Raw genomic sequence first — 10,217 nt, 5'->3', positions numbered from 1 at the left:
GTCCTAAGAGCTATAGATAACGGCTCCTTCGTGGCCGAGGTCGTGGTGTTTCCAGCCCGCGAGGTAGGCGAGTTCTGCGACGGCGCCGAAGGCGGCCCGGCGTAAGGCTTCGGACGGGAAGCGTCCACGGAGCATGGGGGCTGCGGTGTCGGCAAGGTAGGCGGTGACGGTGGTCAGGCCGTGGCCGCCGCCAAGGCGTTCGTCGGCGGCGCTGAAGGCCGCCGTGATCTGTCGTACGACGTCAATGTCGTCGCTGCCGATGGTGGAGCGGCCGGTGCGGGCACGGAGTAGGCGGGCAGTGGCCTCGTGGTCGTGCACGAGTGGCATGGCAACGCCGGCTGTGGTGAAGGCGGCGATGGCGAGGAAGCGGCGTCGTTCCACGTCCGCGCGGCCAAGGTCCGTGACCTCAGCAACTGGGTCGGCGTCGGCCGGTGGGTCCGTGTCGGGGTGCTGGAGGCCGATCTCCATTTGTGTGACGACGCGGCCCAGCCGGCGGGAGAGCGCCTCCGCGATGTACTGGCCTGCCTGGCCCGAGGGAGCGCGGGTGCCGTTGGCCCAGTGGGAGATCGCCGACTTTGTTCGTCTGGAGGAGTTCGCCGTTCTCGGCCGCGATGCGGCGGACATCCCTCGCGAGAGCTTCATACGTGCATCCGGCAGCGTGAATCGTCTCGCGCAGGCGGGAGTTGGGGTCGGTCGGCGCTGGCACGTTCCTCCGTCCCGGAGCTGTAAACCGTGTATACCGCTTGGGCCCGGTCACACGGTACCCACTCTGCGTAGCGGGCGGTTCACTTATCGACAGCCGCCCCACTCACGGCATCACGGGCCGGGCGGCCCCCAAGTTCCGTACGCCCCAACGGGCTCGGGCATTCCTATGCCCGAACCCGGACGATCAGAGACGGAGAAAACGGTGACCACCATCGACACCGCGACCATCACGGTCGAGCTGCCCGACGCCTTCGACCCGCGCTGGAGCCGACTGCCCGGCATCCAAGTGGATGGCCGGCGCATCACCATCGACCCGGCCGAGTACTTCTTCCGCTTCGAGTCCAACACCTGGCTCGTCGCCGACTGGGAGCTGGTCAAGGCCCAGCTCCTCGACGTCGACGAGACGACGGAGAGCGCGGTCGAGCAGCTCGCGCTCGACTTCATCAAGAACCACGGCGAGTCCACCTCCGACGCGGCCCACGTGCTGGCGACGGCGTACGGGGTCTACTCGTACCTCTTCCGCGAGGAGCACCTGGCCGGCCTCGGCCTGCCGCAGATCACCGCCGACCACCTGCGCATGCTGCGCGAGGCGGCCACGCTGATGGCGCTCAACAAGGTCGAGCTGGACGGCCACATCTCCAACGTCGGCCCGTGCTGGTTCTTCCCCGCCGCCACCTCCGTCGTCTTCGACCTGGACGACGAGACGGGCGGAATGCTGGACGAGGTCTACCACGGCGGCTGGTTCAACGAGCACCGGCGGATCGAAGCCATCAAGGCCCACGCCGCCCTCGGCGGCCGGCTCGTGCACGGCTGCCAGTCCGTGCCGAACCAGTCCGGCGGGGTCGTCGCGCCCTACGGTGCCTCGATGGCGAACTTCCGTAATGACCTCGCCGAGTTCAAGGCGGGCTGGATCGAGCAGGTCTACGCCCACCGCGTGACCGCGGCTGAGTAGACCCAACCCCCGTACGGCTCCGGGGCGGGCTGACCGACTCGCCCGCCCCGGAGCACCACCAGCCCCCGGAGACCCCCATGGACCAGAGCCAGACCGCCGCCCTGCTGGACGACCTGTGTGCCCTCGCCCGCAAGCCCATCCCCGAACGTGCCGAGATCCGCGTCTGGGGCATGTCCGGCGTCGAGCGCGTCACCTTCCCCGACGGCACCGCGGCCGTCTTCAAGTACGCCAAGGAGCCCTTCGACCGCGAGGCCCAGGCTCTGCGGGCGGCCCACCAGCGAGGGCTTCCGGTTCCCGAGCTCCATGCCACCGCCATGCAGGACAAGTGGCTCGGGATGCTCATGGACGACCTCGGCACCCCCGTCCGGGACGCCGACGACCTCGACGGCGTCGCCGCCGCCGTGATGCTCCACGCCGCACGCCCGGCAAGCGGCCTGCCGCTCCTCGACGGCGCGGCCCTCGCGGCCCTGCCGGGGCGGGCCCTCGATCACCTCCAGCGGCTGCGGAAGTCCGACCGGTGGACGGACTGCGACGACATCGAAACCGCCCTGGGGCAGATCTCGGCGGCGGCCGAGGCCCGCGTCCAGGGAGCGGCGCTCGACCCGTTCGGCTGGGTCCACTCCGAGTTCCACCCCACGAGCGTCCACATCGGGGAGAACGGCTGGCACCTCCTCGACTTCGCCCGCGCCTTCACCGGCCCCGGCCTGATCGACCTCGCCTCGTACCACGGCACCACCGACACGCCGAGCCTCGTGCGGCTGCGCGTCTTCCTGGAGCAGTACGTCACCGCAGGCGGCCACGAGGACGCACTCGCCGCAAGGGGTGGCCTGGCCTCCGAGGCCTGGGCGCTGGGCTGGCACCGCATGTGGGCCGTGGAGTGGTTCATGGAACAAGCCATCCGCTGGATCAACGACCCGGCCCAGGACCCCGCGTACATCCCCGTCGTCCGCCGCCACCTGGGCGACGTGGTCCAACTCCTGGAGGTCTAGGTGCTCGCCCAGGTCTCCCCCTGGTACGCCCACGCGGCCCAGCGCATAGCCGCTGCCCCCGCCCACGCGCTCACCGCACCGACCCGGATGGAATGGAGTACCCACCCGGGCCTCGGCCCCGGCGGGGAGATCCTCGGACGCGACCTGCAAGGCAAGCGCATCCTGGAACTGGGATGCGGCCCCGGCCACAACGTCGCCCACCTCGCCAAGCACCACCAGGCCCGCGTTACCGGCGTCGACCTGGTCGGCCTTCAAATTCGCCGTGCCCGCTCCCACTACGGCCACATCGACGCTGCCACCTTCGCCGCCGGCCACGCCCTGCACCATCTCCAAGCCACCGGGCGGAGTTTCGACGCGGTGTACTCCGTCTTCGGAGCTGTCGGCCTCGTCGCACCCGAGCTCCTGCTCGCCGCGATCTCCCGCAGGCTGGGGCCCAACGGGCTCCTGGCCTTCTCCGTACCCCACCCGGCGCGGGCCGGAAGACATCCATCGGTGGACGACCGTCCCCGCGAGGACTACGTCACCATGCCCGACCACACCCGGCTGCCCCTCGCCCGCTGGGAGTTCGACGCCCGCCGATGGGCTGCCCACCTCGCCCGGACCGGCCTGCGCCTCACCGCCGCCATGGAGCTCCGGCATCCGCGCCGCGACCCGTGGCCCACCACCCTCCTGATCACCGCCCGCAAACGCTGACCCCGGAGGCACCTATGACCCTGCCCTACCTGCTCCTGGACATCGACGGCGTCCTCATCCCGTTCCCGGCAGCAGACGGCAGCACCCCGCCCACTCACGTCCGCCATACCGTCCTGCCTACTGGCCGGCACCCCGACGACCCCGTCCCCATCTGGCTCGACCCCAGCCATGGCCCGCTGCTCACCGGCTTCCTGGCCACCGGCCTCGTCACCCCCGTGTGGTGCACGAGCTGGCGCAAGGACGCCACCACGATCATCGGGCCGCTCCTGGGGCTGCCGGACTTCCCCTACCTCGACCTCCCCCGCCCCCAGATCACCACCAGCCATCCCAACGGCTACCTCTGGAAGCGCGACCACGTCGGCCCCTGGCTCGGCAGAGCACCTGTCGTCTGGATCGACGACGACTTCACCGCCCTCGACCACGCTTGGGCTGCCGAACGCACGGCCCGCGGCTGCCTCACCCTCCTCATCCAGCCGGACCCTTACACAGGTCTCCAGCCGAGCCACCTCTCCGAGAGCGGCGGCTACTACCACTAACCCCCGAGGAAAGAGGACCCACTTGGCGAACATCCAGAAGCGCCCCAATGGCAAATGGCGCGCCCGCTACCGCGACCTCGACGGCAAGGAGCACGCGCGCCACTTCGACCGCAAGATCGACGCCCAGCGATGGCTCGACGAGGTCACGACCAGCGTGGTCACCGGGCAGTACGTCGACCCTCGGTCGGCGAGGAAGCCCTTCACGGAGTACGCGGAGGAGTGGCGGGCCAGCCAGCCGCACCGGCCGTCGACGACCAAGGCCGTGGCCCAGCACTTGCGCTGCTATGCGTACCCGGTGTGGGAGAAGCGGGCACTGGGCGCCATCAAGCCCGGCGACGTACAGAGCTGGATCACCAGCCTGACGACCACGCACAAGCTCGCGGCAAGCACGTCACGGACCGTCTTCAACACGGTCAATGCGGTCTTCCGCGCGGCGGTCCGCGACCGCATGATCCCCCATAACCCCTGCACCGACGCGAAGCTGTCTTCCGTGCCCCGGAAGAGCGTCGTACCCCTGGCGGTCGAGCAGGTCCGCACGCTGTCTGAGGAGATCCCGGCCCGCTACAAGGGCCTGGTAATGCTGGGCGCCGCCACCGGGCTCCGCCCGGGCGAACTCTTCGGCCTCCAGCGCCGGCACATCGACGTCCGACAGGCGACCGTCTCCGTCGAGCAGCAGATCCAGCAGACGGCGAAGCACGGCGTGTACGTCGGACCGCCGAAGACCGCGCGCTCACACCGCACGGTTCCGCTCCCCCGCGTGGCGGTGGACGCCATGAAGGCCCACCTGCGGGACTTCCCCGCCGATGGGCCCGAGAGCTGGATCTTCACGGCGCCGCAGGGCGGCCCCGTGGTCTACACGCACTTCATGGACGGGGCGTGGCGGCCCGCCTGTGCCAAGGCCGGCATCGCGAAGGGCACCGGACCCCACTCCCTCCGGCACCACTACGCCAGCCTGCTGATCAAGCACGGCGAGTCGGTGAAGACCGTCTCCGAGCGCCTCGGCCACACCAATGCGGCCATGACGCTGAACATCTACACCCACCTGTGGCCCGACTCCGAGGAGCGGACCCGGGCCGCCGTCGACAAGGCGTACGCGGACCAGTCCGCCGATGCCCAGCCGCCACAGGTCGACGAAGCGGCGTAGCCGCTCCCCCGCGCGCGGACCGAAGTCAGCACGCTGCGGACTCTGTGCGGACAGCAAAGGCCGCCCAACCCGCTCCGCCGCAGGTCAGACGGCCTTTCGTCGAACGTATTAGACGTTGAAGCGGAACTCGACCACGTCGCCGTCCTGCATGATGTAGTCCTTGCCCTCCATGCGGGCCTTGCCCTTCGCGCGGGCCTCGGTGACCGAGCCGCATGCGACCAGGTCCTCGAAGGAGATGACCTCGGCCTTGATGAAGCCGCGCTGGAAGTCGGTGTGGATCACGCCGGCGGCCTCGGGGGCGGTGGCGCCCTTCTTGATGGTCCAGGCGCGGGTTTCCTTCGGGCCGGCCGTCAGGTAGGTCTGCAGGCCCAGGGTCGCGAAGCCTACGCGGCCGAGGGTGGCCATGCCGGGCTCTTCCTGGCCGACCGACTGGAGGAGTTCGAGGGCCTCGTCGTCGTCGAGCTCGATGAGCTCCGCCTCCAGCTTGGCGTTCAGGAAGATCGCCTCGGCCGGGGCCACCAGCGCGCTCTGCTCGGCCTTGAAGGCCTCGTCCGTCAGCTCGTCCTCGTCCACGTTGAAGACGTAGAGGAAGGGCTTGACCGTGAGGAGGTGGAGCTCCTGGAGGAGGTCGCCCTGCTCCGTGCCCTTGCTGATGCCGGCGGAGAAGAGGGTCGTGCCCTCTTCGAGGATCTTCTGGGCCTTCTCGACGGCAGCGAGGACCGCGACCTTCTCCTTCTGGAGGCGGGACTCCTTCGTCAGGCGCGGCACCGCCTTCTCGATGGACTGCAGGTCCGCGAGGATCAGCTCGGTGTTGATCGTCTCGATGTCGTCCTTCGGCGAGACCTTGCCGTCGACGTGGACGACGTTCTCGTCCTTGAAGGCGCGGATTACCTGGCAGATGGCGTCCGACTCGCGGATGTTCGCGAGGAACTTGTTGCCGAGGCCCTCACCCTCCGACGCACCGCGCACGATGCCCGCGATGTCGACGAAGTCGACCGTCGCCGGGAGGATCTTCTGCGAGCCGAAGATGCCGGCCAGGACGGCCAGGCGCGCGTCCGGGACGCCGACGACGCCTACGTTCGGCTCGATCGTGGCGAACGGGTAGTTGGCCGCCAGCACGTCGTTCTTGGTCAGGGCGTTGAACAGGGTCGACTTGCCGACATTCGGCAGGCCGACGATTCCGATCGTGAGCGACACGTTGGGACTTCCCGTAGCTGGAGGGGGCGGCGGCCCGGGAGTGGGCCATCGGACAGTTTACTTTCCGATGAGGGGGCACGGATGTACGCGTGTCCGGGCACGCGATCGGCGGCCCCCCGCCTAGTTTTGGGGGGTGGAGCGATACAAGGCGCGTACGGTACGTCACCCAGTGGAGCGGGCCCCCATGGCCCCGGCGGCCGCCGCGTCCGGCGGGTCAGGCGCGACCCCCGGACGGGCGCCGGTACGCCGGCTGCCGCGGCCCCGGCTGACCGGACTCGGCGGCGGCCTCTTCGCGTGCGCCGCGATGTTCCTGGTCGGCGGGATCGTCTGGCTGCTCTTCGACGCCTCGCTCTTCGTCTACGGGCTGCTCTTCCTGCCCGTCGCGGCCGCCACCGCCCTGTGGGTGCGGCCCGCCGACCTGATCACCGCGCCGATCACCGCCCCGATCGCCTTCGCCGCCGGGGTGTGGCCCGTGTCGGGCGGCTCCGGGGGCTTCGCGGGCGAGGTGATGGGGCTGGTCTCCGCGCTGTCCCTGCACGCCGGCTGGCTGTACGCCGGGACGCTCGTCGCGGCCCTGATCGTGATCGTGCGCAAGGCCGTGCTCATCGGCAGGCGGCGCATGCCCCGCCGCGTCGCCTGAGCCGGCCCCGCCCGCACCCACCCCTGCGCCGGCCCCGCGCACGGCGCCCCTACGCCGACGCCGCCATCGCCGCCATCGCCGCTCCCACGATCCCCGCGTTGTTGCGCAGCTCCGCCGGTACGATCCGCGCCCGGACGCCCTCGATCAGCGGCAGGAACTTCTCCGGCTTGCGGCTCACGCCGCCCCCGATGATGAACAGGTCCGGCGAGAACAGCATCTCCACGTGCGCCAGGTACTTCCCCACCCGGTGCGCCCAGCGCTCCCAGGTCAGCTCCCCGTCCTCCTTCGCCTTCACCGAGGCCCGCGTCTCCGCGTCGTGGCCCTTGAGCTCCAGGTGGCCCAGCTCGGTGTTGGCCACCAGCCGTCCGTCGGTGAAGAGCGCGCTGCCGATCCCGGTGCCCAGCGTGAGCAGGATGACGGTTCCGCCGACCCCGCGCCCCGCCCCGTAGGCCATCTCCGCGACCCCCGCCGCGTCCGCGTCGTTGAGGACCGTGACGGGCCGGCCGCCCAGCCGGGAGGACAGCAGCTCCGCCGTGTCGACGCCGACCCAGGCCTTGTCCATGTTGGCCGCCGACCGGGTCACCCCGCCCGTGACCACGCCGGGGAAGGTCACCCCCAGCGGGCCGTCCCAGTCGAAGTGGCGCACCACCTCGACGACGCGGCCGGCCACCCCGTCGGGGGTGGCCGGCTGCGGTGTCAGTACTTTGTGGCGCTCCTGCGCCAGGTCGCCACGGTCCAGGTCCACGGGAGCGCCCTTGATCCCGGAACCGCCGATGTCCACGCCGAAGATCTGCATGGACACACCGTACGAAATGACGCGGCGGCCCGCCCTGCCCCGAACGGGCCTACTTCCCCGCGGCGAGCTCCGCGGCCTCGGCGCGCAGGTCGCGGCGCAGCTCCTTCGGCAGGGAGAAGACGATCGATTCCTCGGCCGTCTTGACCAGCTCCACGTCCGCGTAGCCGCGCTCGGCGAGCCACTCCAGCACCTGCTCGACGAGCACCTCGGGCACCGAGGCGCCCGAGGTCAGGCCGACGGTGGTGACGCCTTCGAGCCAGGCCTCGTCGATCTCGGTCGCGAAGTCGACGAGGTAAGCGGCCCGCGCGCCCGCGTCGAGGGCGACCTCGACCAGCCGGATGGAGTTCGAGGAGTTCTTGGAGCCGACGACGATGACCAGGTCGGAGTCCGCGCCCATCACCTTGACCGCCTCCTGGCGGTTCGAGGTGGCGTAGCAGATGTCGTCGCTGGGCGGAGAGAGGAGCAGCGGGAACTTGGTCTTCAGCGCGTCGACCGTCTCCATCGTCTCGTCGACCGAGAGCGTGGTCTGCGACAGCCAGACGACCTTCGACTCGTCCCTGACCTGTACGTTCGCCACATCCTCGGGGCCGTCCACGATGGTGATGTGGTCCGGGGCCTCGCCGGAGGTGCCGATGACCTCCTCGTGGCCCTCGTGGCCGATGAGGAGGATGTCGAAGTCCTCGTTCGCGTAGCGGATGGCTTCCTTGTGCACCTTGGTGACCAGCGGGCAGGTCGCGTCGATCGTCGCGAGCTTGCCGCGCGCCGCCTCCTCGTGCACCACGGGGGCCACGCCGTGCGCGGAGAACATCACGATGGAGCCCTCGGGCACCTCCTCCGTCCGCTCGACGAAGATGGCGCCCTTCTTCTCCAGGGTCTGGACGACGTACTTGTTGTGCACGATCTCGTGTCGGACGTAGACCGGCGCACCGTACTGCTCGAGGGCCTTCTCGACAGCGATCACGGCTCGGTCCACGCCCGCGCAGTAGCCGCGCGGGGCGGCGAGCAGGACGCGGCGGGATGCGGGAGCGGGGGCGGCAGCAGTCATGCGCTCCATCGTACGGGGGTCTTCAGGAGGCCGGACGTCGCCCGTTCGGCACAGACTGGGCCGAACGTCCGTACCGGCCTTACCCCGGAGGAACGATGGTGTCCGCGATGGATTCCAGTACGACGCCCGGCCCACCGGGTACGCAGACGACGCCCGGCGCGGGATTGCGGCGGAGCCTCGGATTCCGGGATCTCGTCGTCTACGGGCTGCTCTTCATCGCCCCCATGGCCCCGGTCGGCGTCTTCGGGACCCTCGACGCCAAGTCGCACGGCGCCGTCGCCCTCGTCTACCTCGTCGCGACGGTGGCGATGGCCTTCACGGCCTTCTCCTACGCGCAGATGGTGCGCGTCGCCCCGCAGGCGGGCTCCGTCTTCACCTACGCCCGCAAGGGCCTGGGCGAGGGCCCCGGCCTGATCGCCGGCTGGATGGCGATGCTCGACTACCTGCTGATCCCGGCGGTCGCCTACCTCTTCTCCGGGATCGCCATGAACGCCCTGGTCCCGGAGGTCTCCCGGTGGGTGTGGACGGCGCTGGCCGTGGTCGTGACCACCCTGCTCAACCTGTGGGGCGTACGGGCCGCCGCGCGCGTGGGTTTCGCCGTGCTGGCCATGGAGATCGTGGTCCTGCTGGTCTTCCTGGTCGCCGCGGTGACCGTGCTGGTCCAGGACGGGCCGCAGCGCGGCTGGCTGTCCCCGCTCACCGGCGACGGCTCGCTCGGCTTCTCGGCGGCCGCCGTGCTCGGCGCCGTCTCGGTCGCGGTCCTGTCCTACCTGGGCTTCGACGCCATCGCCTCCTTCGCCGAGGAGGTGACGGGCGGCAGCGCGAAGGTGGCCCGGGCGGTGCTGTTCTGCCTGGCGCTGACCGGGGTGCTGTTCACCGCCCAGACCTACCTGGCGGCCCTGCTCACGCCCGTCTCGTCGGCGGAGCTGGCGGCCGACCCGGCGAAGCAGGGGCCGGCCTTCTACAACACGGTGGAGGCTTCCGTAGGCCACTGGCTGCACGACCTGGTCGCCGTCAGCAAGGCGATCGGGGCCGCCTTCGCGGCGCTGGCCGGGCAGGCGGCGGCCGGCCGGCTGCTCTTCGCGATGGCCCGCGAGGGGCGGCTGCCGCGCGGGCTCGCCCGGACCTCGCACGGCACGCCGCGCCCCGCCCTGCTCTTGGCGGCGACGGTCACGCTGATCGCCGCGGTGTGGGCGGCCCGGCGCGACGACGGCCTGGACCACCTGGTCTCGGTGGTCGACATCGGGGCGCTGACGGCCTTCACACTGCTGCACGCCTCGGTGGTCGGCTGGTTCGTGGTCAAGCGGCGCGACGGCGCCCCGCAGTGGTTCAAGCACCTGGTGGTCCCGGTCCTGGGCGCCGCCGTGACGATCGCGGTGATCGTCGAGGCCTCGTGGACGGCGCAGCTGGTGGGGGCGGTGTGGCTGGTGGCGGGCCTGGGGGTGCTGGTGGCCCAGCGCGGGCGACGCGCGGACGATCAGGGGTCCGGGCCCGACGCCGGTGTCAGTTCCGGCGGTTAG

General features: G+C 70.7%; 10 protein-coding genes and 1 pseudogene. 7 read left to right on the top strand and 4 right to left on the bottom strand.

The annotated features are described in order from the left end of the window. Positions 1-21: 21 nt before the first annotated feature. Positions 22-706 (bottom strand): annotated as a pseudogene (locus J7F03_RS26045) (tetratricopeptide repeat protein); the annotation flags it as partial. 201 nt (positions 707-907) lie between these two features. Here J7F03_RS26045 and J7F03_RS26040 point away from each other — a divergent pair. The 5 genes from J7F03_RS26040 (at position 908) to J7F03_RS26020 (ending at position 5,019) form a co-directional block, all read left to right on the top strand. Continuing rightward, the gene (locus J7F03_RS26040) at positions 908-1,657 is read left to right on the top strand and encodes a hypothetical protein (protein ID WP_214953537.1); all 750 of its coding nucleotides are present in this window, start codon (positions 908-910) and stop codon (positions 1,655-1,657) included. Positions 1,658-1,734: 77 nt separating this feature from the next. After that, positions 1,735-2,646: a phosphotransferase gene (locus J7F03_RS26035; RefSeq protein ID WP_214953535.1), complete on the top strand. Its 912-nt coding sequence runs from the start codon at positions 1,735-1,737 to the stop codon at positions 2,644-2,646. After that, entirely contained in the window at positions 2,647-3,339 is a 693-nt protein-coding gene (locus J7F03_RS26030; protein WP_214953533.1) for a bifunctional 2-polyprenyl-6-hydroxyphenol methylase/3-demethylubiquinol 3-O-methyltransferase UbiG, read from the top strand. 14 nt (positions 3,340-3,353) lie between these two features. Next, positions 3,354-3,875 carry an HAD domain-containing protein gene (locus J7F03_RS26025; protein WP_214953531.1) on the top strand — a complete coding sequence of 174 codons (522 nt, stop codon included), beginning with the start codon at positions 3,354-3,356 and terminating at the stop codon, positions 3,873-3,875. A gap of 22 nt (positions 3,876-3,897) precedes the next feature. Beyond that, positions 3,898-5,019, top strand: a complete 1,122-nt coding sequence (locus J7F03_RS26020) for a site-specific integrase (RefSeq protein WP_214953529.1) — start codon at positions 3,898-3,900, stop codon at positions 5,017-5,019. Positions 5,020-5,127: 108 nt separating this feature from the next. Here the strand turns inward: J7F03_RS26020 and ychF are convergent, their stop codons facing one another. Continuing rightward, positions 5,128-6,216, bottom strand: a complete 1,089-nt coding sequence (gene ychF, locus J7F03_RS26015; protein ID WP_214953528.1) for a redox-regulated ATPase YchF — start codon at positions 6,214-6,216, stop codon at positions 5,128-5,130. A 169-nt stretch (positions 6,217-6,385) separates the two neighbouring features. On the opposite strand from ychF, the gene J7F03_RS26010 reads away from it, so the two are divergent. Then, positions 6,386-6,856, top strand: coding sequence for a DUF6542 domain-containing protein (locus J7F03_RS26010; protein ID WP_374104391.1), 471 nt, complete (start codon positions 6,386-6,388; stop codon positions 6,854-6,856). 49 nt (positions 6,857-6,905) lie between these two features. Here J7F03_RS26010 and ppgK read toward each other — a convergent pair whose 3' ends face one another. Both ppgK and J7F03_RS26000 read right to left on the bottom strand, forming a co-directional pair. Beyond that, entirely contained in the window at positions 6,906-7,652 is a 747-nt protein-coding gene (gene ppgK / locus J7F03_RS26005) for a polyphosphate--glucose phosphotransferase (protein WP_214953526.1), read from the bottom strand. Positions 7,653-7,701: 49 nt separating this feature from the next. Continuing rightward, entirely contained in the window at positions 7,702-8,706 is a 1,005-nt protein-coding gene (locus tag J7F03_RS26000) for a 4-hydroxy-3-methylbut-2-enyl diphosphate reductase (protein ID WP_214953524.1), read from the bottom strand. A 98-nt stretch (positions 8,707-8,804) separates the two neighbouring features. Here J7F03_RS26000 and J7F03_RS25995 point away from each other — a divergent pair, with 98 nt between their 5' ends. After that, on the top strand, positions 8,805-10,217 hold the full coding sequence (locus J7F03_RS25995) for an APC family permease (protein WP_214953522.1): 1,413 nt from the start codon (positions 8,805-8,807) through the stop codon (positions 10,215-10,217).

It is taken from the genome of Streptomyces sp. ISL-43 (assembly GCF_018614195.1).
Lineage (GTDB): Bacteria > Actinomycetota > Actinomycetes > Streptomycetales > Streptomycetaceae > Streptomyces.
Note: the sequence above shows the minus strand (reverse complement) of the source record. Positions and strands in the feature narration are given on the sequence as shown.

What these genes read in the sequence shown, in the direction of transcription:
- J7F03_RS26035 (WP_214953535.1), top strand. Translation starts at nt 1,735, where the DNA reads ATGGACCAGAGCCAGACCGCCGCCCTGCTGGACGACCTGTGTGCCCTC.
- J7F03_RS26025 (WP_214953531.1), top strand. Translation starts at nt 3,354, where the DNA reads ATGACCCTGCCCTACCTGCTCCTGGACATCGACGGCGTCCTCATCCCG.
- ppgK (WP_214953526.1), bottom strand. Translation starts at nt 7,652, where the DNA reads ATGCAGATCTTCGGCGTGGACATCGGCGGTTCCGGGATCAAGGGCGCT.
- J7F03_RS26000 (WP_214953524.1), bottom strand. Translation starts at nt 8,706, where the DNA reads ATGGAGCGCATGACTGCTGCCGCCCCCGCTCCCGCATCCCGCCGCGTC.
- J7F03_RS25995 (WP_214953522.1), top strand. Translation starts at nt 8,805, where the DNA reads ATGGATTCCAGTACGACGCCCGGCCCACCGGGTACGCAGACGACGCCC.